Raw genomic sequence first — 23,069 nt, forward strand, 5'->3', positions numbered from 1 at the left:
AAATTTCATGAACAATAAAAACCTCGGTCTTCTCGGCGCCGTTTCCGTGTCCGCTCTTCTTCTCGTGGGCGGCGCGGCGAATGCCGCCAATACCATCACCCTCACGGGCACGGTTCCTCAGATGTGCAGCCTTGCCGTCAATGCCGTGGCCGGCGGGACGGGCATAGCGCTGGAAACGAGCGCGACGGCCCTCGCCGTTGGTTCGGTCGACGAGACCTGCAACGACGACGCGGGATACACCGTCGCCATGGTGACGACGAACGGAACGACGTCCGGCCTGCTTAAGTCCACCGCCGGTACCGACGATGCTGCGCACGCGCTCAGCTACACCGTGAAATACGACGGCGTCGCCGCAATTCCGGTCGCCGGGACCGTGGACGTCACCGACGTTTCCGCTCCCGTGTCGGGCTCGGGCACGGTCACCAAGCCGATCACGATCGGCTATACCGGCGCCACTGCGGCGAATTCCGCGGCCGGCGACTATACCGACACGCTGACCTTCGCGATGACGGCGAAGTAGGACGTGACGGCCCGGATTCGCATCGTCTCCGGACAATGGAGATCACGCCGGTGGACCGGAATCGCCCGATGGGCGATCCCGCGTCTGATCGGCGTGATCGTCGTTGGCGCGCTCCTCGGCGCGCCGGCCTCGGCCTTCAAGATTTCTCCCTTCACCGCGGAAATGGCGCCCGCCGGCGCGCGCGCGACGCTCGACTACGTCGTCGAAAACGATTCCTCGGATTCCACCGCCGTCCAGATCGGCGTCGTCAAGCGCGAACAGGCGGAAGACGGTACCGAAACCCTTTCGCCGGCCGAAGACCAGTTCCTGGTCTTTCCCGCCCAGCTCGTCCTTTTGCCGCGCGAGAAGAGAACCGTGCGCGTGCAATGGCTCGGCCCGGTGAAGCCGGACAAGGAGCTGGCCTATCGCCTCATCGCCGAACAATTGCCGGTCGATCTCGGGCGCCCGGGCACGGCCCGGAACAGTCTCAAGCTTCTGGTCAAGTATCAGACCGCGGTCTACATCCTGCCGCCAGACGTCCATGCCGATCCGGCGCACGATCTCGTGGTCCAGCGCGCCGAGCCCGGCCGCGATACGCGCGGCCGGCCGACGCTCGATCTCTCCGTCGCCAATCGCGGGCTCGCGCATATCAATCTTCGCGGCGTCCGCGTGACGGCCAGGTCGGGCGACGGCAAGAGCGTGATCCTGTCGCCCGCGCAGGTCGGGACGATGATGGGCGAAAACGTCCTGTCCGGCTCGGTTCGCCGCTTCGCCGTCGCATGGCCGCCCGAACTGGCGGTCGGCCCGGTGAGCGCGACGCTCGAGGTACAAGGTGCGCCCTGAGAGCGTGCTTCGCGGCGCCGTCGCGTCGCCCGATTGACGGCGCGCCCCGCCTGCCTTCGTCTGTCCGTCCTGATGTTCGCCGCATGGTTCGCGGCCGGACCGGCGCGAGCGGCGGACCCTGCGCCGGCGAATCCGCCGTCCTCCGAAGACGAGCGGCTCAAGCTCTTTCAGTCGGTCTTCGGCGGCAAGCCGCCGGACGCCGCGCCGCGCCGGACCCTGTCCGTGCCGCTGTTCCTCGACGGGGTGGCGATCGCGCAGATCCAGGCCAAGGGCCTCTCGGACGGATCGGCATTCCGGATCGAAAGCCATAGTCTGGTCGCCGCTCTGACGCCGCTGCTCGAAGCGGACCAGCTGGCGCGGCTGGCGGCGCACGCCGATACGGACGGCTTTCTCGGCCTGGACGATCTCAAGACCGAAGGCCTTGCCGCGCGCTTCGATCCCGGCGATCTCGTCCTCATCCTCGACCTGCCCGTCAAATTGCGCCGGGTGCAGGCCGTCAATATCGGGCCGGGACCGCCCGTGATCGGCAGCAACGGCCTCGCTCCGGCGGCGGATGTCAGCTCCTATCTGAACATGCGCGGCAGCCTCGACTACGTGTCCGCGGACAGCCATGCGACGTCGGGGCTGCAGGCGACGGTCGCGCTCGACGGCGCGGTGAATGTCCTGGGATCGGTCCTGGAGGGTTCGCTTCTCTATTCCGGCTCCGCGCCGCAGCCCTTTCAGCGCGGCGATCTGCGCCTGGTGCACGACGACCCGGATCGCGCGCTGCGCTATTCGGCCGGCGATCTCACCTATGGCGTCGCCGGCTTCCAGTCCTTCGTGCCGATGGCCGGTTTCTCGCTGGCGCGGAATTTCTCGTTGCAACCCTATTTCATCACCCAACCGACCGGGTCGCAGGACTTCGTCCTCGACCAGGCCTCCCAGGTCCAGGTCTTCATCAACGGCATCCAGAGCCGCGTCCTCACGCTGCCGGCCGGCCGCTACAATCTCAACAATTTCGCCTTCGCGGAGGGTCCGAACGACGTCGTGCTGCGCGCCACCGACGGCGTCGGCCGCGTGAGCACGTTCAGCTCGCCCTTCTTCTTCAGCAGCAACCTCCTGGGCGCGGGCGTGCAGGAATTCTCCTACAATGTCGGCCTGCCGTCGGCGATCGGCACCGCCGGATACATCTATGACGCGGGGCTGCCTTCGGTCTCGGGATTCCACCGCATCGGCCTCAGCGACACGCTGACGGTGGGCGGCAATTTCCAGGGCTCCGTCCTGCAGCAACAGCTCGGCGGCGAGATCGGCTATGCCTCGGACTACGGCACCGTCCATATGGATGCGGCCGCGAGCCATCTGCGCGGCGCCGGCTTCGACGGCGCGCTGCGTCTCTCCTACAGCCTGCTGGACTCGCGGCCGGAAGGCTTCGGCGGCAGCCTGTTGGCGCAGGCGACCTATACCGGGGCCAATTTCTCGCGGCTCGGCACCGTCACGCCCTTCAATCTCGCGGCGCTCGATCTCGGGCTGCGCTACACCCAGCCGATCCTGGGCGACGTCTATGCCTCCTTCGGCGCGTCCTATCGCGTCGGGCGGAACGGCGCGGGCAACGGACACGACCTCAGCCTGTCGTTCCAGCATTCGTTTCTGCGCGGCCTGATCGCCAATCTGCGCCTCGAGCAATCGGTCGATCGCGGCAGCCGCTCAAGCTCCGGTGCGCTGCTCGCCGTGACCTGGCAGATCGGCGACGGGCACAGCACCCTGCAATCGACCTACGACACGGCGCGCGACACGCTGCAGGCCTCGTATCAGTATTCGCCGAGCAATTTCGTCGGCGAGCCCGGCGGCGCGCTCAACGTCGTCAAGGCCGGCAACCAGGAGCAGGTCACCGGTTCGGTGTACTACAACGCCAACCGCTTCGAGACGAGCCTGTCCCACGACGTGCTCTTCCCCTCGCCGGATTCGGATCAGGGCACGGTGCAGCGGACCAGCTTTCGCTTCGGAAGTTCGCTCGTCTTTGCCGATGGACATTTCGGTGTCGGCCGGCCGGTCGACGACAGTTTCGCCATCGTCGCGCCGACCCCGAGCTATGCCGACCAGAAGATCATCCTGGATTCGTCCGGAATCAACGGCCGCTACGACGCGCGGACCGATTGGCTCGGCCCGGCCGTGCTGCCCAATTTGACCGCGTATCAGATCCGTCCGCTGGCCGTGACCGTCCCCGATCTGCCCGTCGGATACCAGCTCGGCCAGGACACATATCAGCTCAATCCCAATTATCGCAGCGGCACCGTCGTCGTCGTCGGCAACGACGCCACCGTCGTGCTGGACGGCGTTTTGACGGATGCGTCCGGCGCGCCGCTCGCGCTGCTGGCCGGCGAGATCGTGCCGCTCGACAAGACGGGCGCCGCCGCCGGCGAATTCTTCACCAACCGGCAGGGGCGGTTCCGCATCGAGGGGATCGGGCCGGGCTCGTTCGAATTGCGCCTGGTGCGAAGTCCGCACGTCGTCGCGCGCATCACCATACCGCCCGGAACCACGGGCGTTTACGTCGTGGGCGATGTCACGCTCGCGGTGCAAATCGAGGCTGCAAGATGAGACTCCCGTTCCGCCTCCCGGCCCCGCTTCGCTACGCCACGATGGCGGCAGGTCTTTTTTGTCTCTCCGCGATGCCGGCGCGCGCCGATGCCTGCGGGGCGGGCGTTTCGATGTCCGCGACGGCCGTCACCTTTCGGCCGGACTACGATTTCACCGACGGCGCCCAGCACACCACCGTCGTCACCAGCCTCAGGGTCGCGGGCGTCGTCGCCGGCTGCACCTATCTTGTCGGCGCCGAAGGCGGCAATGGCGTGCGAAAGATGTCGGACGGCGCCGCCCATACGGCGAACTATCAGCTCTACACCAACAGCCAGCTCACGAACGTCTTTCTCGATCCCCTGAACGGCGCCAGCGGCACGGACGTGAATATGCTTAGTTTCATCGGCGGCAGCGCGCCGACGGTCACGCTGATGTATTATTTCACGATGCCGCCGGGCCAATATGTGCCGTCGGGCCTTTATCAGGACGACGTGCTGCTCTCCTTATACAGCGGCACGTTCCTGGAGCCTTCGCCGCCCATCGATTCGGTGTCGGCGATCCACGAGACCGCCGTGACCGGCATATTCCTGCTGTCGCTGGTCCCGACCGGAAACGCGTTCGACATCAATCAGACCTCGATCGTCACGGATTTCGGCACCCTGTCGCCCGGCCAGTCGCGCAGCGTCCAGGCGCTGTTCAAGAGCAACGACAGCACCGGCTACAAGGTCTATATGCGATCCGACAATGGAAGCCGGCTGAAGCCCGCCGCCGGCACGGCGTCGATTCCCTACAGCGTGACGCTGTCGCCCAGCAACTCGCCGAATCTCGCCGCCGTGTCGGGCAGTCCGGCACTGACGCCGACGGATGTGCAGGTCGCTTCCGGCGCCGGCGCGGCGCCGTCGACGGCGGACCGCCTGAACGTCACCGCGACCATCGGCAGCTTCAGCGTTCCAGCCCTGGCGCCCGGCGCCTATTCGGACGTCATCACCGTCACGATCGTGGGAAATTAGGGCGGCGACCTTCGCTCAGGCGAAGGCCTCGGCGAACAGGTCCTGCATCGCTTTCCAGGACCGCCGGTCGGTGTCGGCGTTGTAGCGCACCGCATCGGGCCGTTTGGCGTTCGCGGCCGTCGGGTTGGTGAAACTGTGCACGGTGTTGCCGTACACGTTCATCTGCCAGTCGACCCCGCCGTCGCGCATTTCCGATTCGAACGTCGCGCGCTGCTCGGGCGGGATGAACGGATCGTCGCCGCCGATGCAGACCAGGATGCGCGCCTTGATCGCCTTGGCGTCGGTCTTCGGCGCCACGGTGGCGAGGCCGCTGTGGAATCCCACCACCGCCTTGATGGCGGCGCCCGACCGGGCTAGCTCCAGCCCCATCGTTCCGCCGAAGCAGAAGCCGATCGCGCCGATCCGCGCCGCGTCGACCTCCGGGCGCGCCGCCAGCGCGCGAAGCCCGCCGCCCGCCCGCGCGCGGGTCTTGGACGGATCGGCGTACAGCGCGTCGAGCATGCCGATGGATACGCCGAGATCCTCGACCACCAGCGCGTCGCCGTGCAGGTCGCAGGCGAGCGCCGCATAGCCGAGCGTCGCCAGGCGCTCGGCGCGTTCGAGGGCGTGTCTGTTGAGGCCATAGGCTTCGGGAAATACGAGCACGCCGGGGCGCGGCGCGCCGCCCGGCTCGAAGAACAGCTCGCTTCGCATCGTCAGCCCGTCGGCTTGGTAGGTAAGCGTTTCGCGCGTCATGTCTTTGTCTCCTGGCCGCGTTCAGTAGGTGGGTTTGGCCCCTTGTGGGATCACGAAGCTGACGACCTGCTTGTCGAGCACCTGATGGTTTGCCGTGACGAGCTCGATGAGGACCTTGTGCGGGCCAGGGGCAAGACCGGTGATCGTCACCGGCTCGCCGCTACCGTCCAGCCAGTGCCAGGGCGCGTCGTCGACCGTCACATGGATATGTCCGATGCGCGGCGTGACGTCCAGCGCGTTGGGCCCGAACACCTGCACGATGTGCAGGTTCTCGGCGCGGTACTGGATGATGACGCGGTCCTGGGCGAGCGAGTCGGGAAGCGGCGGATCGACGAAGAGCTTCGCCGGCGGCTCGCTGGCGAGCGGCACGACGGGCGCGGCGCCGCGAATGTCCCGCGCGCTCGGCGCGGTGGCTGCGCAAGGCACGGACGGTGTTGCGGTCGAGGGTTCGTTGGAGGCGTGTCTCACGATGGTTCTCCTTAAGGATTTGGGCGGCAGGCCGCGATAGACGAGCCGCGCGAAGAAATCAGGGTCGATGACGAACTGGCCCCATTTCGCATCGAACGCCGCCGTCGGCTTCGCCGCGATCACCTGATCGCGGGTCAGGCCGCGCCTCTTCAGCGCCGCGACCTTGCCGCGGATGGCGACGAGCATGTCGCGGAAGGCGACGAGATCGGCCCTGGTGCCGACCGGGCCGTGTCCGGGCACGACGATGGTGTGCTCGCCCGCCATCGCGATATTGGCGTCGGCCGCGCGGATCATGCCGTCGATGCCGCCGCCGGTCGAATAGTCGATGAAGGGATAGACCCCGTTCCAGAACGTGTCGCCGGTCGCCAGCACGTCCGCCTTTTTGAAATAGACCGACAGGTCGCCGTCCGTGTGCGAGATGACATAGGGCTTGATCGCGATAGTCTCGCCGTCGAACCGCATCGTCTTTGTGGATTTGACGAAGACGGTCGGAAGGCCGTCCGCCGGCACGGGCGGGAAGGTGTAGTCCCAGTCGTCGACCCGGGTGGTCGCCGCGATCCGCCGGCGCGTCGCCGGCAGCGCGATGATCGTCGCGCCGTCCTCATGCGCCCAGGCATTGCCGTCGGTGTGGTCCCAGTGCCAGTGCGTGTTGACGAGATATTTGAGGGGCGCCGAACTGATTTCGGTCAATTGGGCCTCGATCTTCTGGCGCGAAACCGCGATGCCGGCGTCCACCATGAACTTGCCGTCGGCGCCGGTGAGCACCGTGATGTTTCCGCCGGAGCCCATGAGGACGCTGATATTGCCGCGCAGCGATTGCCGCGTGACCGGCGAGGCGGCGGCCGCGGCGTTGATCTTGATCACCGGGCTTTCGGCGCGCGCCGGCGCCGCGGCGAAGCCGCAGAGCACCGCCGAAAGACAGGCGGCGATCCATGGCCGCGAACGCCCATTGAGGAACGGCAAGGTCGTTGTCATCATGATCGTCCTCCCGTCAGGCCGCGATGAAGGCGAGAAGCTCCGCGTTCACGCGGTCCTTCAGCGTCGTGCACATGCCGTGCGGCGCGCCCGGATAGATCACCAGCTTGGCGTCCTTGACGATCTTGGAGGAGAGCAGGGCGGAATCCGCGTAAGGCACGATCTGGTCGTCGTCGCCATGAAGCACCAGCGTCGGCACGTCGATGCGCTTGAGGTCCTTCGTGAGATCGGTCTCGGAAAACGCCTTGATGCAGAAATAGGACGCGGGAAAGCCCGCCATCATGCTCTGCCACCAGAACGAGTCGCGCACGCCTTCGGACACTTTGGCGCCCGGCCGGTTATAGCCATAGAAGGGCAGGCTGAGATCCTTCCAGAACTGGGACCGGTCGGCGGCCACGCTGGCGCGGAGCTGGTCGAACACCTCGATCGGCAATCCGCCTGGATTGCTGGCCGATTTGAGCATGACCGGCGGGATCGCGCCGATCAGCGCGGCCTTGGCGACGCGCGCCGTGCCGTGGCGGCCGATATAGCGGGTGACCTCGCCGCCGCCGGTCGAGTGCCCGACATGGATCGCGTGTTTCAAATCCAGATGCGCCACGAGCTCGGCGAGATCGTCGGCATAATGGTCCAGGTCGTTGCCGTCCCAGGGCTGGCTCGATCTTCCATGGCCGCGGCGGTCGGCGGCGATGCAGCGATAGCCGCGCTGCGCGAGGAAGAACATCTGGTCCTCAAACGCATCGGCGCTCAGCGGCCAGCCATGGCTGAACACGATCGGCTGACCCGTGCCCCAGTCCTTGTAGTAGATCTCGGTGCCGTCTTTGGTCTTGAACGTCGCCATGGGCATGTCTCCTGGTTGGATGGATTACGACTGGATGAAGCCGAGCAGTTCGGCGTTCACGCGATCCTTCAGTGTGGTGCACAGCCCGTGGGGCGCGCCGTCATAGACCACCAGCTTCGCGTTCTTGATGATCTTCGAGGACAGCAGCGAGGACGCCGCGATGGGAACGTTCTGATCGTCGCTGCCGTGCAGGACCAGGGTCGGCACGTCGAAGCGCTTGAGGTCGTCGGTGAAGTCGGTTTCCGAAAACGCCTTGACGGAGAAGTAGGAGGCGGGAAAACCGCACATCACGCTCTGCCACCAGAACGAGTCGCGCACGCCCTGCGATATTTTCGCGCCCGGCCGGTTGTAGCCGTAGAAGGGCAGGCTGAGATCCATCCAGAACTGCGACCGGTCGGCCAGCACGTTGGCGCGGATCTGGTCGAACACCGTCGGTGGCGTGCCGGCCGGATTGGCGTCGGACTTGATCATGACCGGCGGGATCGAGCTGATCAGAACCGCCTTGGCGACGCGCCCCGTGCCATGGCGCCCGACATAGCGCGTGACTTCGCCGCCGCCGGTCGAATGCCCGACATGGATCGCGCCCCGCAGATCGAGCAGCGCGGTCAGCTCCGCAAGGTCGTCGGCATAGGTGTCGAAATCGTTGCCGTTCCAGGGCTGGCTCGAACGGCCGTGGCCGCGGCGGTCGGCGGCGATGCAGCGATAGCCGCGCTCAGCCAGGAAGAACATCTGGTCCTCGAACGCGTCGGCGCTCAGCGGCCAGCCATGGCTGAACACGATCGGCTGGCCCGCGCCCCAGTCCTTGAAATAAATCTCCGTTCCGTCCTTGGTCTTGAACGACGACATATGCCGGGCTCCTTGGCTGGCGTGATGCCGGCCGGGACCGGCCGGCGTCTTCTTCTTCTTGCCCGCGGCCATGGCCGCGGCGGGCAGCCCCGCCATCGCGGCGAGCGCGCCGCCCTCGATCAGGACGCTGCGGCGCGATGTGAAAAACCTGTCCGTCATTTGCGTTCCCCTCGGCATTCGCGCCGGCCCCGTTATCGCGTCCGCGCGGCCTTATCGTCTTTCGGGATCGCCGCACCGGTGCCGCAAACGCACGTTCAGAGTCCCTCGCGCTCGCTGCCGGGATCGTGTCGCCGGCGGCGTCGCCACGCGCCGGGACTGACCTTGACGTGCCGCGTGAACACGCGCGTCAGATGGCTCTGGTCCGCGAAGCCGACATCGATCGCGATCTCGCGCAGCGTGCGGCCGGAGGTCAGGAGCAGATGCTTGGCGCGCTCGACTCTCTGCAGCAGGAGCCAGCGGTGCGGCGGACAGCCGAAGGTCTCGCGAAACGCGGCGCTGAAATGGCTTCGGGACAGGCCGCAGGCCTCCGCGAGCTCCGCCAGCGCGAGCGGCCGCGAAAGATTCTCCGCGATGAACCGCCTGGCGCGCCGCGCCTGCCATGGCGGGAGGCCTCCGCGCCGGCTTGGCGGCGGCTGCACGCGCGCCGTCTGTGTCGGAAACGATTGCGGCGCGCTCACTTTGCCCCCGTCGGTCGGACGACGGGCTCGTCATAGGCCAAGGCGCGCGGCGCAACATCCGCCGGCGGCGGGAAGGACCTCCTCGCGCGATGGAAAGGTCAGCCCAGGCGGGACGCGACGTCCGACAGCCGCGCTTTCAGCCGCGGCGTGGCGAAGTCGAGGAAGGCGCGCAGTTTCAGCGGCAGGGCGCCTTGCCCGGGATAGACCAGATTGACCGGCCACGGTTCGGGCTCGAATTTTTCCAGGAGCAGTTCGAGCGTGCCGGCCTGCTTCGCCTCGACGACTTTATAGGAGTGCATGCGCAGAAGGCCGATCCCGGCGACCGCCGCGCCGATCGCCGCCTCGGCGCTGTCGGCCGTCAGGCGCGAGCGCACCGGCACGAGCGTCTCGCCCTCGGCGTTGACGAACTTCCACGCCGACGGCGACGCCAGGCTGTCGAACGTCACGCAGTCATGTTCGCTGAGATCCTCCGGCCGGCTCGGCCGGCCGCGCGCCGCGAGATAGCGCGGGCTGCCGCAGATCACGATGCGGATCGCGCCGATCCTGGTGGCGATCAGGCTGCTGTCGCTCAGATGTCCGATGCGGATGGCGAGGTCGACATTCTCCGCGAGGAGGTCGACCTTGCGGTCGCTCAGGATGAAACGCAGGTTGATGTCGGGATAGGCCGCCATGAATTCGAGCGCGACCGGCAGCAGGTGCAGGCGGCCGAACACTTCCGGCGAGGTGACGGCGAGGTCGCCCTTGGGTTCGGCATATTCTCCGGCCGCGGCGCGTTCGGCTTCCTCGACCTTCTCCAGGATCAGCTTGCAGGCTTCCACATAGGAGCGGCCGGCATCCGTCAGGCTCATCTGGCGGCTGGAGCGGATGAGAACCCGGGTCTTCAGGTGTTCCTCGAGCTCGGAGATGTTGCGGCTGACCGTTGCGACCGGAACGCCGAGCTTGCGCGACGCGGCGGAAAAGCTGCCGGTCTTCACCACGGTCAGGAGCACCGACATGGCGTCGAGGCGATCCAAGGATGACAACTCTCCGAACTGCCGGTCGATCAGTATCAAAGACTTGGCCGATCAGATAGCCGACACGGCCCGGGCGGGCTGCCCATTTCGGGGGTGTCCGGCGACAGCGCCGCGAGCGCGCGCCACCGGTTCGGCGTCAGGCCCTTGGCCCGCTTGAAGACCGTCGTGAAATGGGATTGCGTCTGGAATCCGACGCTTAGCGCGATCTCGGCGATGCCAAGGCCGGTCTCTGCCAGCATCTTCTCCGCCGCGGCAAGCCGGCGCTGCACGACATAGTTGTGCGGGCTCGTATTCGTCGCCGCGCGGAACTGCGCCGCGAAATACATCCGGCTGACCCCGGCGGCCTCGGCCAGCATCTTCAGCGAGATCCGGTTCTCCAGGTTTGCGTCGACGAATTCGCACACCCGCTTCAGGCGCCATCTGGGCAGCGGCTTCACCTTGCCCCGCTCGGTCGGGGCGCCGCGCAGCGCCGCCAGCCGCGCGAGCAGGGTGCGGTGCAGCGCGTCCGTATAGAAGCCCTGCAGCACCTGCTGCGCATCGTCCTCCGACAGGGAGGCGCGGACGAAGAGTTCCAGCGCGCGGTCGTGGGCCGGGACGGAGAATGGACCGACAACGGTCCGGCAATTCAAGTGCAGACGCTCGCTGCCGAACGCAACCGATTGCAACGTCATCGTCGATCTCCCCAAGGCTGTCAGGTCCGACGCGGCGGAAGCCAGCGTCGCAAGCCTGCGCTCAGGAGGGGGTGCGGTCTTTCTCAACCATCCGCTTTTTGTCTATTCGTCCGGGCGTCCGCGCGATCCAGGCGTCGGCGCCGCGATATCCGCAGGTCATGGCCACGGCGAGAAACGCGCCCAGGATGAGGGTCGGCGCCGGCGACGGAATCGCGAACCGCCGGCAGGCGAAGCCGATCGCGAAGGCGAGCACCAGGCCGATCGCCGCCTTCACCGGCCGTCGAGATGCGCCGGCGTCTCTCCCTTCGCAAACATACGATCCGCCGCGACGAAGCCAAGCGTCATCGCGAGCAGGACGAGCGCGCCGATAAGCCGCTCGGGCGCGGGCAGCGGGACGCCGAACAGGCGACACCCCGCGCCGATCGCGAGACCGAGAACAAGGCCGATGGCGGCGGCAATCATCGCCGGTCCTTGAAAAGCCGCGCCATCAGCCGAGCGTGCGCTCGAGAAAGTCGCGGATCAGCGGCACCATCTCGTCCGCCTTGTCCTCCAGGGCGAAATGGCCGGTGTCGATAAGGTGGAACTCCACGTCCGGCAGGTCGCGCTTATAGGGATGGGCGCCGTCGGCCGGGAAGATGTAGTCGTTCTTGCCCCACACGATCAGCGTCGGCGGCTGCTGCGCGCGCAGCCATTCCTGCACGGCGGGATAGAGCGGCAGGTTCGTGCGGTAGTCGTAGAACAGGTCGAGCTGGATGTCCTCGTTGCCCGGCCGGTCGAGCAGCGCCTGGTCGTAGACCCAGTTGTCCGGCGCGATCCGGCTCACATCGGCGACGCCGTCCGTGTACTGAAACTTCGTGGTTTCGAGGGTCATCAGCTTCTTGAGCGCGGCGCGGCTGGCGTCCGATCCGTCCGCCCAATAGGTCTTGATCGGGTCCCAGAATTCCTTCAGGCCCTCGTCATAGGCGTTGCCGTTCTGCACGATGAGGCCGCTGACGCGCTCGGGATGCTTGAGGGCCAGTCGCCAGCCGACCGGCGCGCCATAGTCCATCACATACATCGCGAAACGCGTCACGCCGAGCTGGTCCAGGAGTGCGTCGATCAGTTCGGCGAAACGATCGAAGGTGTATGCGAACCCTGGCCGGTCGGGCGCGTCGCTCTGGCCATAGCCCGGATAGTCCGGCGCAATCACATGATAGCGGTCGGCCAGCGCCGGGATGAGGTTGCGGAACATGTGCGACGACGTCGGAAAGCCGTGCAGCAGCAGGACGACAGGCGCCTCCGCCGGGCCCGCCTCCCGATAGAAGATGTTCACGCCCTGCACCTTGGCGGTGCGGTGATGGGTGACCGGCGGCGCGCCGGGCACGCTTGTCTGATGTTCGGTTGCCGAAATCCGCATGGCTCTCTCCACGATCTGGGAACGGGTTGGATGCCGGCATCTCTCGCATCCTGGCCGCCGCCGGTCTTCCCGAAGCGCGCGCGCGCTGTCCGGATGGCACGCAATGGCGATGCGGCCGTTCTCGCGCGCTCTCGCTATTGGGGAAAGGTTACCGCGACCACGGTGCCCGCCGCGCCGGTGCGGATTTCGACCCGGCCGTTCAGGGCGCGGACGAGCATGTCGAGAATCCGCGATCCGGCCCCGGCCGCGCCGCCGCGAATGCCGCCGCCGTCGTCCGACACGACGCAATTCCACACGTCCATGCGCTCGAAGAGATCGACGCGCACATTGCCGGCGGCGCCGGCGGGGAAGGCGTGCTTCGCGGCGTTGGTGACCAGCTCGGCGATGATCAGGCCGACCGACTCGCATTTGTCGCCGGGCAGGGTGCCTTCGCCGACGAAGGCTTCGCAGCGGATGCCGAGCGGCGCGAGGATGGCGCCGACCAGCCGCTCGCAGAGCGGGCGGACATACTCCTCGACCGCGACCGGCCCGCGGACCGGGCCGCGCGAGAAATGCCGGTGCAGGTCGCCGAAATCGACGATGCGCCGCTCATGGCCGTGAAGGATCGCCCGCACGCTCGGGTCGGCGATGCCCGACAGGTCGCGCCGCAGCGCGCCCGCGAGAAGCGTGAGCGTATTGGCCATCCGGTGATGGGCCTCGCGCAGTGCGAACGACGAATCGGAATCGTCGTTGGCGGCGTGGAACGCCGCATTTACCGCATTGTCCGAAACGACTTCCGCCACAGCATCGGCCTCCGACGCGACATGCGCGGACCCGTTCGCGAGGGGGAGATCGAACGAGTCCGCGCTTTCAGGGCAAGTCCCGCTGCCCGATCGTGACATTAGCGCCGGGGCGGCGGTCGTTCTTGGACGTTCGTCTCGCAATTGGATCAATCCCGTGATTGCGCGCCGACGCTCGGCACGCGCGCGGGAATCCGCATGCGAAGCGCGCAAGATGTCCGGTCACGACTGCGTCGTCCGCCGGCCCGTCGCGCCGCCCGCTTTGTATGATGTTCGTGCTATCGCCGTCGCCGGCAAAGCCCGATGCTCGCATCGATTTCTCGGCCGGAATGTGCGCCGAAATCAGGGCAATCTTTAGCAGAATCAATGCGATCTGCGCATGGGAGATCGGATTGAAAACGTCTGAAAATTCCTGAAGATGAACGCAGCTTTGGTATATAAATTTTCGATGGAGCGTGGGGCGTCACCGACTTTCGAGTTCGGCCGGTTCAAGGTCTTGCCGCATCGCCGCGAACTCCTCGCCGATGGCAAACCGATCGAGCTCGGCGGGCGCGCCTTCGATGTCCTGATGGTGCTCCTCGAGGCGTCGGGCGCCGTGGTCGGCAAGGACGCGATCATGGACCGCGTCTGGCCGAACCGTGTCGTGGAAGAGAACAGCCTGCAGGCGCAGGTATCGCTGCTGCGAAAAGCGCTCGCGGCGGACCAGGGCCTGATCCGCACGGTCGCCGGACGCGGCTACCAGTTCACCGGCGTGCTGCGCAGCTCCGACACGCCGCCGGTCGTTCCGTTCCCCGCGCCGTCGCGCGGCCCGTCCAACCTGCCCTTGCCGGTCTCCGAACTGATCGGCCGCGACGCCGAGCTGGACGAGATCGCCGATCTGGCCGCCGCCCATCGCCTCGTCACGCTGTGCGGCACCGGCGGCATCGGCAAGACCCGACTCGCCATCGAGGCCGCGCGGCGCCTGCTGCCGGGATTTTCCGACGGCGTCTGGCTGGTCGAGCTGGCGCCGCTGACCGATCCCGCGCTGGTCCCCGTCGCGGTCGCGGTGGCGCTCGGCATCGAGGTCGCGGGGCGCAACATGTCGACGGAGCATTTCGCCGCCATGCTGGGCCGAAAGCAGCTCCTGCTCGTGCTCGACAATTGCGAGCAGGTGGTCGATGCCGCTGCGAAGATGGCGGAGACGCTGCTGCGCGTGAACCCGGCGGTGCGGATCATCGCCACCAGCCGCGATCCCCTGCGCGCGGAAGGGGAGCGGATTTTCCTGGTGCCGCCGCTGGAGGCGCCGTCGGAAGGCGGCTATGGCGGCGAGGATCCGCTGCAATACGGCGCGGTCCGGCTGTTCGTCGAGCGCGCCGGGAGTGCGGAGGTGCGCCTGCCGCTGGAAAAGCGCGCCATGGCCACGGTGGCCACCATCTGCCGGCGTCTCGACGGCATTCCGCTGGCGATCGAGCTCGCGGCGGCGCGCGCCAACGCGCTCGGCATCGAGGGATTGGCGTCCCGGCTCGACGACCGCTTCGACCTGTTGACCGGCGGAAGGCGCACGGCCCTCCCGCGCCAGCAGACATTGCGGGCGACGCTCGACTGGAGCTACGACCTGCTTACCGAGGTCGAGCGCGTGGTCTTTCGCCGGCTGTCGGTTTTCGCCGGAAGCTTCACGGCGGAGGCGGCCGGCGTGGTGGCGCTGTCGCCGGACCTGACGCAATCGCTCGTCATCGGCTGCGTCGCGAACCTGGTCGAGAAATCGCTCGTCGTCGCGGATGTCGGTGGCCCGCAGGCGCGCCACCGGCTGCTCGAAACGACGCGGGCCTATGCGCTGGAGAAATTTTCCGAATGCGGCGAGCGCGGCGACATCGCGCGCCGGCATGCCGTGTACTATCGCGACCTGTTCCAGCGGGCCGCGGCCGAGTCCGAAACGCGGACGACCACCGAATGGCTGGCGGCCTATGAACCCGAGATCGACAATGTGCGGGCGGCGCTGGACTGGGCCTTTTCGCCCGGCGGCGATCTTCCGCTCGGCGTCGCGCTCACCGTCGTCTCGATACCGCACTGGTCGCAGTTCACCCCGATGGAGGAGCACCGCAGGCGCACGGAACGGGCGCTTGACGGCATGCGGCGCGGACCGGAGCGGGACGCCCGTCTCGAAATGCAGCTCCTTGCGGCCCATGCCAGGTCGCTGCGCTATCTGAAGGACCAGCCGCGCCAGGCCACCGGAGAATGGGAGACCGTGCTCGGTCTCGCGGAGGGTCTCGGCGACACGGACTATCAACTGCGCGCCCTCTGGGGCCTGTGGGCGCTCGCCCTGCGCGACAACGACGTCACGACGTCTTATGCGCGCGCGGAGCAGTTTCTCGGCGTGGCGCAGAACGCCGCCAACCCGGCGGACCGGCTGGTGGGCGAGGAGATCATGGGCGTGTCGCAGCACTATCTCGGCGACCAGGCCGCGGCGCGCCGCCATTTCGAGCGCGTGCTCGAGGGCTATCCCAACCCGGCTCCGGCGTCGCACACGATCCGCTTCTTCTATGCGCAGCGGCAGATCGCGCAGGCCTTTCTGGCGCGTGTCATGTGGGTCCAGGGATTCTCGGACCAGGCCATGCAGATGGCGCGCGCCGCCGCCCAGAGCGCCCTGTCGCTCAACCACACGCCCACGACGTGCCAGGTTCTGACCGCGTCCGCCTGTCCGATCGCGCTGCTGGCCGGCGATCTGGCCGCGGCGGACTACTTTCTGGCGACGCTGTACGACAGTTCGGCGCGGCATGCGCTCGAATTCTGGCCGGCCTGGGCCTGGTGCTTCGAAGGCATGCTGGCGATGGTGCAGAACGACTTCGCCAACGGATTGGAGAAACTGCAGAGGGGAGTCGACGCCTTGTGCGAGGCCGAATTGTCGCCGCAATTCTCCATCGTCTTCGGCGGGCTGGCATATGCCTTGGCGCTCGCCGGCCGGACCGACGAGGCGCTCGAGATCCTCGACGGCCAGATCGCGCAAGCCATGCGCACCGAAGAGCGCTGGGGCCTCGCCGAACTCCTGCGCCTCAAGGGCGGCGTGATCTTCCGCGTCCAGGCGCCGGGCGCCGCGGCGCAGGCCGAGGATTGTTTTCGCCAGGGTCTCGACATGGCGCGGGGGCAGGGCGCGCTGTCCTGGGAATTGCGCTGCGCCACCAGCCTGGCCCGGCTCTGGCGCGGGCGGGACCGCAGCGCCGAGGCGCGCGCCCTTCTGGCGCCGGTATACGATCGCTTTACCGAGGGTTTCATGACCGCCGATCTCAGGGCGGCAAAGCAATTGATCGACGAATTGTCGTAAGTCCCGTCGATCCGACGACAGCACGGCATGGGAGCAGGCGAGCCAACGAATTTTGCGAGCAGGCTGCAATGTGTAAGGCGTTCCCAACGGCTCGACTCGCGTCCCTCCTCCTTCTGACCGCGGGCGCCTTTGGGGCCGAGCCCCAGGGTCCGTCCGCGGCGGCGCTCGCGGCCTCGTCCGACCGGATCGAGGAGGTCGTCGTCACCGTCGAGAAGCGCGCCGCGAATCTGCAGGCGGTCCCGATCTCCGTCGCCGCGATCACGCCCAAGATGGCCGCCGATTTCGGCGCCCTGCAGTCCGACCAGCTCACGGCGCTCGTGCCCGGGATGCAGATCCAGCACATGATCAACGCGACCACGGCCTTCATCCGCGGCATCGGCCCGAACTCCAACAGCATCGGCGGCGAAAGCTCGGTCGCGGTCTATCTCGACGATCTCTATATCCCGCAGGGAAACGCCTCGATCTTCAGCCTGAACGCCATTTCCGGCATCCAGGTGCTCAAAGGTCCCCAGGGTACGCTGTTCGGCCGCAACGCGACCGGCGGCGTCATCCAGGTGGCGACGCTCGATCCCGCCTTCGCGCCGTCGCTGGACGCGCATCTCGGCTACGGCAATTACGACACCGTATCGGGCGACGTCTACGCGACGGGCACGCTCGTCCCGGACGTCCTGGCCGCCAATGTCGCGTTCTCGGTGAACGACGAGTCGGCGGGCTGGGGCCGCGACGTCGTCACCGGCGAGCGCGCCTTCACCGCCGCCGCCTGGGCGGCCCGGGTGAAATTCCTCTTCCGGCCGGACGACGCGACCCGCGTGCTGCTGTCGCTCGACCACTTCTATACGCGCAGCGAAGTGGGCATGGGGTTCAACCAGGTGCCAGAATATATCGCGGCGGGCGCGCCGCTCTTGACGACGGGCGCCGCCTTCGTCGGCTGGTACAACACGCAGGATTTCGTCAACGATGTCGGCGTCATCAAGCACGACCTCGTCGAATTGCGGCTGGACCGCGAGACCGGCTTCGCCGACATCGTGGACATCGTCGGCTGGCAGCGGATGAACGGCTTCGCGCAATTCGCCCAGGACGCCTCGCCCCAGGCCCTGGTCGGGACGCGGCTCAACCAGGGCGGCGCGGATTGGAGCAACGAGTTCGAGATTCTCAGTCCCGCCGCCGCGCCCTATGCCGCGTGGCTGACCTGGATCGCCGGCACCTATTATCTGCACGACAGATCGGGCTATCCGGGCGCGGAACTGCGCGGCGCCGCCCTCGGTTTTCCGATATCGGCGCCGGGCAAGGACGGTCTCGTCCTCGACGATGCGGTGAGCACCGATTCGATCGCCGGCTTCGCGCAGGCGACGATCCGCTTCGCGCCCCGGCTCGAGCTCACCTTAGGCGTGCGCTACACGCACGACGAGCGCCGTTTCGCCGGCGGGGTCTATTTCTCGCCCAGCCTCGGCGGATTGCCGGCCTGCACCGCCGCGCCGATTCCCTGCCCGGTGACGGCGCACAGCCCCGGCGCCACGCGAAGCTGGGACATGACGACCTGGCGCGCGGCGCTCGATCACAATTTCACCGACGACCTCATGGCCTATGTTTCGGTCAACCGGGGCGCCAAGAGCGGCCAGTTCGACGCCTTCGGCGCCGCGTTCTCCGGCCTTGCCGCCAATCCGCCGGTCGCGCCGGAATTCCTGCAGGCCTATGAGATCGGCCTGAAGAGCGAATGGGACGATCGCAGGATCCGTCTCAACCTCGCGGCGTTTCACTACGACGCATCGAACCTGCAATTCATCGCCATCGTCGCCGGCGGCACAAAGCTTCTCAACGCGGCGGGCGCCGAGGTCTATGGCGCGGAACTTGACGCGATCGTCATGGTCCTGCCGAGCTTGACGGCCTCGCTGGGCCTGTCGCTCCAGCATGGCCGCTATACCAGCTTTCCCAACGCGCCGGCCGATTTCAGCCCGCCGGATTTCGTGACCGACGCCGCGGGCAATCCGACCGTTCACACGCCTTCATTCACCGGCTCGCTGAATCTGGACTACGGCATTGCCGGTTCGCTCGGCAGCTTCGACGTCAACGTCAACTACATCCGCACGGCGAGCTTCGAATGGGCCCCCGACAGGAGCCTGCGCCAGCCCGCGACCGACATCTTCAACGCCTCGCTGCTCTGGACCGATCCGTCCGGGCGGCACGATGTGCGCCTGTGGGCCGCGAATATCACGGGCGAGCGATACTATTCTTACGGCTCCGAGACATTGGGCTTCGGCAAGCAATTCTCGCCGGCGGCGCCGGCGACCTTCGGCATCACCCTCGGGATGCATGTCGGACAGTCCGCGGATTAGCCGCGCTCACACGCCTTTTCACAGGCCCGTTATCTCTTTTCAGATGTATTCACGCACCGCTCAGGACTTATCAGTCGCCCCTTCCTACCTTCACAACGCGCGAGACGCTTTGCGCAGAAACCGCCGAGCGGCAAGAAAAGAATAAGGAGCAGACCATGTTGAATGCAGTGTCATCGCCATCCGAAGCCCAGGCTTCTTCCATACCTTTCGGGGATTTGGCGCAGGGGCTGGCCATCCTGCTGAAGACCGCGGCGACCGAATTGGAGGGCGACCGCGCGGTCGCGAAAGCCTCCCTGGCGCGGGCCAGGTCGCTGGTCCAGATCGCCATCGACCGGCATGGCGACGGCTCTCACAGGGGCACCTGCGCCGGCGGGCTGACCGGCTGGCAAGCGGCGCGGTTGCGGGCCTTTATCGAAGAGCGTCTCGACCGCACCATTACCATCAAGGATTTGAGCGGCGTCGTGCGGCGCAGCCCGGCGCATTTCTCCCGCTCGTTCCGGCGGAGCTTCGGCCAGTCGCCGCACGCCTATCTGGTGGAGCGCCGGGTGCGGCGCGCCGGCGATCTCATGATCGCGGGCGACGCGCCCTTGCGCGAGATCGCGCTGAGCTGCGGCTTCACCGACCAGGCGCATCTGTGCCGGCTGTTCCGCCAGATCGTGGGACAGAGCCCGGCCGCCTGGCGGCGCGAACGCCGCGAAAGCGCGGCCGGCCGCGGCCGGACGGCCGAGCCGCACGGAAAGCCCGCCGTCGAAGATGGCCCGATCGGCCCGCGGGCACCGCAACCCGAACCCCTTCGGTCGGTTCAGTGAGTGCAAACCGGGCTAGTCGCGTACAAGCCCGGCGCCATCGCTTGGGGTAGACGGCAAGGGCCATGGCGGCCGAGGCGGGAACGGCGCAGGGTCTGAAGGAGCAGGGTGAATGGCCGACCGGCCCAAGGTCCCGGGAATCCGCAAATACGACCACCCGGCCGGCGGATGGGATGCGCTGATCGCCGTCGGCCTCGCCCTGAAAGGCCAGAACGTCGTCGTCAGCGGCGCGACCACCCTGCTGAGCAGCAACCAGCCGCATGGCTTCGATTGCCCCGGCTGCGCCTGGCCCGATCCCAAGCACACCTCCTCCTTCGAGTATTGCGAGAACGGCGCCAAGGCCGTCGCCTGGGAATCGACCGCCAAGCGCACCACCGTGGAATTCTTCGCGTCGCACAAGGTCTCAGACCTCTGGAATTGGTCGGACTACGATCTGGAGAACGAGGGGCGGCTGACCCACCCCATGGTCTACGATTCCGCGACCGACACCTTCATGCCGATCGAATGGGACCACGCCTTCGCCCGCATCGGCGCGGCGCTGCGCGCGCTGCCCGATCCGAACATGGCGGAGTTCTACACTTCGGGCCGTGCCTCGAACGAGGCGGCCTTCATGTTCCAGCTCTGCGCCCGCGCCTATGGCACCAACAATTTCCCCGACTGCTCGAACATGTGCCATGAGGCGACCAGCGTCGGCCTCCCCGAATCGATCGGCGTCGGCAAGGGCACGGTCACGCTCGAGGATTTCGATTCCTGCGACGCGATCTTCAGCTTCGGCCACAATCCCGGCACCAACCATCCGCGCATGATGACGACGCTGCGCAACGCCTCGCGGCGCGGCGTGCCGATCGTCGTCTTCAATCCCATGAAGGAACGGGCGCTGGAGCGTTTCATGGCGCCGCAAAGCCCGGTCGAGATGCTGACCTTCGGCTCCACGCCCATCGCCTCGGCGCTGCACCAGGTGCGCGCCGGCGGCGACGTCGCGGTGCTGAAGGGCATGATGAAGCGCATCCTGGAGCGCGACGCGAACGATCTCGCCGCCGGCGGGCCCGGCGCGCTCGATCGCGATTTCATCGCCGAGCACACCGTCGGCTTCGAGGCGCTGAAGGCCGATCTCGATGCGACCGAGTGGCCCGACATCGAGGCCAAGGCGGGGCTGACGCGCGCGGCGATCGAAGGCGCGGCCGACGTCTATGTCGCGTCGGAGCGCGTCATCCTGTGCTACGGCATGGGCATCACCCAGCACAGCAACGGCACGGCCAATGTGCAGCAGATGGCCAATTTCCTCATGCTGCGCGGCAATCTGGGGCGCGAGGGCGCCGGGATCGCGCCCTTGCGCGGCCATTCCAACGTGCAGGGCGACCGCACCGTCGGCATCACCGAGATTCCGAACAAGGCTCTGCTCGACGGCATGGAGAAGGCGTTCGGCTTCCGCCCGCCCTCGGCCTTCGGCCACAACGCGGTCGAGGCGGCCGAGGCGATGCTTGCCGGCCGCTCCAAGGCATTCATCGCGCTCGGCGGCAATTTCGCCGTCGCGATGTCGGATCCGCAAGGCATGCAGGCCGGCATGCGCCAGCTCGACCTCGCCGTCCACATGGCGACCAAGCTCAACCGCACCCATCTGATGACGGCGAAACAGACCTTCCTGCTGCCGGTGCTCGGGCGCACCGAGCGCGATATGCAGGCAGACGGCCCGCAATCGGTGACCGTCGAGGATTCGATGTCCATGGTGCACGCCTCGCACGGACGCCTGCACCCGGTGTCGGAGCATGTGCGGTCGGAGCCTTGGATCATCGCGGGCATCGGCAAGGCCACGCTGGGCGACCGCCACCGGATCGATTGGGACGGCCTCGTCGCCAACTACGACGCCATCCGCGACAAGATCGAGATCGTCTTCCCCGACTTCAAGGATTTCAACACACGCGTCCGCGTACCCGGCGGCTTCCGCCTGACGGTGGCGGCGGCGCAGCGCGTGTGGAACACGGCGACGAAGAAAGCGAATTTTCTCCTGGCGGCCGGGCTGGACGAGGATCCGCGCCTCAACGAGCCCGACGTCATCACGCTGACCACGGTGCGCAGCCACGACCAGTACAACACCACGATCTACGGCTTCAACGACCGTTATCGCGGCGTGTTCGGCCGCCGCGACGTGCTGTTCATGAACAAGGACGATCTGGCGGCGCGCGGCCTGGTGCACGGCGATCTGGTGGAGCTGGAGGCGGTGCCCTATCCCAACGACGCGCCCGAGGCCCGGCGCACGCTGCGCCTCACCGCGGTCGAGTACAGCATCCCGCGCAGCAGCGCCGCCGCCTATTATCCCGAGGCGAATATCCTGGTGCCGCTGGCCCATCACGACCGCAAATCCGGCACCCCGTCCTACAAATCCATCCCGATCCGTGTCCGCCGCGCCGCGTAAGACCTGTCGCGCCCGCGGCCGGCACCGCCGTTCCATACCTACGAAGGTCTGACGGTACCTACCAAGGTCTGATGGCGGGTCCGGAGGTTCCGCCCCACACTGCCGGCATGGGCTCGCGAAGAGAGGACATCGGACTCGATCGGGGAGCGGCCATGGCGTCGGATTTCGGGCCGGTCGGCGGCGGCGGTGTTCTCGCGATTCCGGCGATCGGCGATCTTTCCAGCAGCCTTTTCGACCTGCTGCGTCAGGCGCGCGAGCATGTCGAGACCGACGCCAAGCGCGCCGGCGTGCTGATCGCGCGGGCCTCGGCGCTCCTGCAGGTCGAGATGGACCGGCGCAAATCGGTTTCGGCGCGCGAGCCCCATGCGGGCAAGGTCTCCACCTGGCAGCGCAATCGCATCGCGTCCTATCTGGAGCGCCACCTGCAGGACACCGTCCATGTCGAGGATCTCGGCAATGCCGTGAACCTCAGCAGCGCCTATTTCGCCCGCGCCTTCAAGCGCACCTTCGGCGTGTCGCCGCACGCCTATATCGTCCGCTGCCGGCTGGAGCGCGCCTGCCGCCTCATGCTCACGACCGACGATCCCTTGAGCGACGTCGCGCTGGCCTGCGGCTTCACCGACCAGGCGCATCTGAGCAAGCTGTTCCGCCAGAGCACGGGTGAAAGCCCCGCGGCCTGGCGGCGCGAACGGCGCGAGCCTCTCCGGAGCGGCGGCGCCGGAAGACCTTCCGCGAACCGGACTGGCTCGATTCCTCCAAGCCGTCGGACGAACCTACAAGACCGCGCCGAAGAAACGCCCGAGGCTCCTGCCGCGGCCGCCTCTTTCGGGGGGCATTGCGCCGGCGGAAAGAAGGGGGCGCTTGCCACGGATCTCGCACGGTTCGAATCCTCCCTCACCCGTCTGAGGTAGAG

At 67.3% G+C, this 23,069-nt stretch carries 20 protein-coding genes; 9 read left to right on the forward strand and 11 right to left on the reverse strand.

The genetic code is table 11. The annotated features are described in order from the left end of the window. Positions 1-7 precede the first annotated feature (7 nt). From WDN01_20325 to WDN01_20340, 4 genes are all read left to right on the forward strand, one after another. Positions 8-520, forward strand: a complete 513-nt coding sequence (locus WDN01_20325; protein ID MEJ0028380.1) for a spore coat protein U domain-containing protein — start codon at positions 8-10, stop codon at positions 518-520. Positions 521-523: 3 nt separating this feature from the next. Then, complete coding sequence (locus tag WDN01_20330; GenBank protein ID MEJ0028381.1) at positions 524-1,342, forward strand: fimbria/pilus periplasmic chaperone; 819 nt, start codon at positions 524-526, stop codon at positions 1,340-1,342. Between the two features lie 72 nt (positions 1,343-1,414). Continuing rightward, the gene (locus WDN01_20335; GenBank protein ID MEJ0028382.1) at positions 1,415-3,919 is read left to right on the forward strand and encodes a hypothetical protein; all 2,505 of its coding nucleotides are present in this window, start codon (positions 1,415-1,417) and stop codon (positions 3,917-3,919) included. 110 nt (positions 3,920-4,029) lie between these two features. Continuing rightward, entirely contained in the window at positions 4,030-4,908 is an 879-nt protein-coding gene (locus WDN01_20340; protein MEJ0028383.1) for a spore coat protein U domain-containing protein, read from the forward strand. Between the two features lie 15 nt (positions 4,909-4,923). Here WDN01_20340 and WDN01_20345 read toward each other — a convergent pair whose 3' ends face one another. From WDN01_20345 to WDN01_20395, 11 genes are all read right to left on the reverse strand, one after another. Further along, complete coding sequence (locus tag WDN01_20345) at positions 4,924-5,643, reverse strand: dienelactone hydrolase family protein (protein ID MEJ0028384.1); 720 nt, start codon at positions 5,641-5,643, stop codon at positions 4,924-4,926. Positions 5,644-5,664: 21 nt separating this feature from the next. Next, the gene (locus WDN01_20350; GenBank protein ID MEJ0028385.1) at positions 5,665-7,089 is read right to left on the reverse strand and encodes a DUF6130 family protein; all 1,425 of its coding nucleotides are present in this window, start codon (positions 7,087-7,089) and stop codon (positions 5,665-5,667) included. Between the two features lie 13 nt (positions 7,090-7,102). Beyond that, on the reverse strand, positions 7,103-7,924 hold the full coding sequence (locus tag WDN01_20355) for an alpha/beta hydrolase (protein MEJ0028386.1): 822 nt from the start codon (positions 7,922-7,924) through the stop codon (positions 7,103-7,105). Positions 7,925-7,948: 24 nt separating this feature from the next. Further along, positions 7,949-8,929, reverse strand: a complete 981-nt coding sequence (locus WDN01_20360) for an alpha/beta hydrolase (protein MEJ0028387.1) — start codon at positions 8,927-8,929, stop codon at positions 7,949-7,951. Between the two features lie 95 nt (positions 8,930-9,024). Beyond that, the gene (locus WDN01_20365) at positions 9,025-9,447 is read right to left on the reverse strand and encodes an AraC family transcriptional regulator (protein ID MEJ0028388.1); all 423 of its coding nucleotides are present in this window, start codon (positions 9,445-9,447) and stop codon (positions 9,025-9,027) included. Positions 9,448-9,545: 98 nt separating this feature from the next. Then, positions 9,546-10,460 (reverse strand): LysR family transcriptional regulator, encoded by a 915-nt coding sequence (locus WDN01_20370; GenBank protein MEJ0028389.1) that lies wholly within the window; start codon positions 10,458-10,460, stop codon positions 9,546-9,548. A gap of 35 nt (positions 10,461-10,495) precedes the next feature. Continuing rightward, positions 10,496-11,131: an AraC family transcriptional regulator gene (locus WDN01_20375; GenBank protein MEJ0028390.1), complete on the reverse strand. Its 636-nt coding sequence runs from the start codon at positions 11,129-11,131 to the stop codon at positions 10,496-10,498. A gap of 61 nt (positions 11,132-11,192) precedes the next feature. After that, a complete protein-coding gene (locus WDN01_20380) occupies positions 11,193-11,405 on the reverse strand; it encodes a DUF1427 family protein (GenBank protein ID MEJ0028391.1) in 213 nt (70 codons plus the stop codon). Then, positions 11,402-11,593, reverse strand: a complete 192-nt coding sequence (locus WDN01_20385) for a XapX domain-containing protein (GenBank protein ID MEJ0028392.1) — start codon at positions 11,591-11,593, stop codon at positions 11,402-11,404. Before WDN01_20385 ends, WDN01_20380 begins: the two co-directional genes overlap by 4 nt. Before the next feature lie 25 nt (positions 11,594-11,618). Next, positions 11,619-12,527, reverse strand: coding sequence for an alpha/beta hydrolase (locus WDN01_20390; GenBank protein MEJ0028393.1), 909 nt, complete (start codon positions 12,525-12,527; stop codon positions 11,619-11,621). Positions 12,528-12,661: 134 nt separating this feature from the next. Continuing rightward, on the reverse strand, positions 12,662-13,309 hold the full coding sequence (locus WDN01_20395) for a histidine kinase dimerization/phosphoacceptor domain -containing protein (protein MEJ0028394.1): 648 nt from the start codon (positions 13,307-13,309) through the stop codon (positions 12,662-12,664). A 445-nt stretch (positions 13,310-13,754) separates the two neighbouring features. Here WDN01_20395 and WDN01_20400 point away from each other — a divergent pair, with 445 nt between their 5' ends. The 5 genes from WDN01_20400 to WDN01_20420 all read left to right on the forward strand — a co-directional run bounded on the left by WDN01_20400 (position 13,755) and on the right by WDN01_20420 (position 23,067). After that, positions 13,755-16,604, forward strand: a complete 2,850-nt coding sequence (locus WDN01_20400) for a winged helix-turn-helix domain-containing protein (GenBank protein MEJ0028395.1) — start codon at positions 13,755-13,757, stop codon at positions 16,602-16,604. A 68-nt stretch (positions 16,605-16,672) separates the two neighbouring features. Further along, positions 16,673-18,937 (forward strand): TonB-dependent receptor, encoded by a 2,265-nt coding sequence (locus WDN01_20405; protein MEJ0028396.1) that lies wholly within the window; start codon positions 16,673-16,675, stop codon positions 18,935-18,937. Between the two features lie 155 nt (positions 18,938-19,092). Further along, complete coding sequence (locus WDN01_20410) at positions 19,093-19,746, forward strand: AraC family transcriptional regulator (GenBank protein ID MEJ0028397.1); 654 nt, start codon at positions 19,093-19,095, stop codon at positions 19,744-19,746. A 109-nt stretch (positions 19,747-19,855) separates the two neighbouring features. Then, positions 19,856-22,156, forward strand: coding sequence for an FdhF/YdeP family oxidoreductase (locus tag WDN01_20415; protein ID MEJ0028398.1), 2,301 nt, complete (start codon positions 19,856-19,858; stop codon positions 22,154-22,156). A 152-nt stretch (positions 22,157-22,308) separates the two neighbouring features. Next, on the forward strand, positions 22,309-23,067 hold the full coding sequence (locus WDN01_20420; GenBank protein MEJ0028399.1) for an AraC family transcriptional regulator: 759 nt from the start codon (positions 22,309-22,311) through the stop codon (positions 23,065-23,067). The last annotated feature ends 2 nt before the right edge of the window (positions 23,068-23,069 follow it).

This window comes from Rhizomicrobium sp. (genome assembly GCA_037200985.1).
Taxonomy (GTDB): Bacteria; Pseudomonadota; Alphaproteobacteria; order Micropepsales; family Micropepsaceae; genus Rhizomicrobium.

Bases quoted from the DNA above. Each gene is read 5' to 3' on its own strand.
- WDN01_20420 (MEJ0028399.1), top strand. From the start codon at position 22,309: ATGGCGTCGGATTTCGGGCCGGTCGGCGGCGGCGGTGTTCTCGCGATT.
- WDN01_20345 (MEJ0028384.1), bottom strand. From the start codon at position 5,643: ATGACGCGCGAAACGCTTACCTACCAAGCCGACGGGCTGACGATGCGA.
- WDN01_20390 (MEJ0028393.1), bottom strand. From the start codon at position 12,527: ATGCGGATTTCGGCAACCGAACATCAGACAAGCGTGCCCGGCGCGCCG.
- WDN01_20385 (MEJ0028392.1), bottom strand. From the start codon at position 11,593: ATGATTGCCGCCGCCATCGGCCTTGTTCTCGGTCTCGCGATCGGCGCG.
- WDN01_20325 (MEJ0028380.1), top strand. From the start codon at position 8: ATGAACAATAAAAACCTCGGTCTTCTCGGCGCCGTTTCCGTGTCCGCT.
- WDN01_20405 (MEJ0028396.1), top strand. From the start codon at position 16,673: ATGTGTAAGGCGTTCCCAACGGCTCGACTCGCGTCCCTCCTCCTTCTG.
- WDN01_20375 (MEJ0028390.1), bottom strand. From the start codon at position 11,131: ATGACGTTGCAATCGGTTGCGTTCGGCAGCGAGCGTCTGCACTTGAAT.
- WDN01_20355 (MEJ0028386.1), bottom strand. From the start codon at position 7,924: ATGGCGACGTTCAAGACCAAAGACGGCACCGAGATCTACTACAAGGAC.
- WDN01_20335 (MEJ0028382.1), top strand. From the start codon at position 1,415: ATGTTCGCCGCATGGTTCGCGGCCGGACCGGCGCGAGCGGCGGACCCT.
- WDN01_20415 (MEJ0028398.1), top strand. From the start codon at position 19,856: ATGGCCGACCGGCCCAAGGTCCCGGGAATCCGCAAATACGACCACCCG.
- WDN01_20350 (MEJ0028385.1), bottom strand. From the start codon at position 7,089: ATGATGACAACGACCTTGCCGTTCCTCAATGGGCGTTCGCGGCCATGG.
- WDN01_20360 (MEJ0028387.1), bottom strand. From the start codon at position 8,929: ATGACGGACAGGTTTTTCACATCGCGCCGCAGCGTCCTGATCGAGGGC.
- WDN01_20410 (MEJ0028397.1), top strand. From the start codon at position 19,093: ATGTTGAATGCAGTGTCATCGCCATCCGAAGCCCAGGCTTCTTCCATA.
- WDN01_20400 (MEJ0028395.1), top strand. From the start codon at position 13,755: ATGGAGCGTGGGGCGTCACCGACTTTCGAGTTCGGCCGGTTCAAGGTC.
- WDN01_20340 (MEJ0028383.1), top strand. From the start codon at position 4,030: ATGTCCGCGACGGCCGTCACCTTTCGGCCGGACTACGATTTCACCGAC.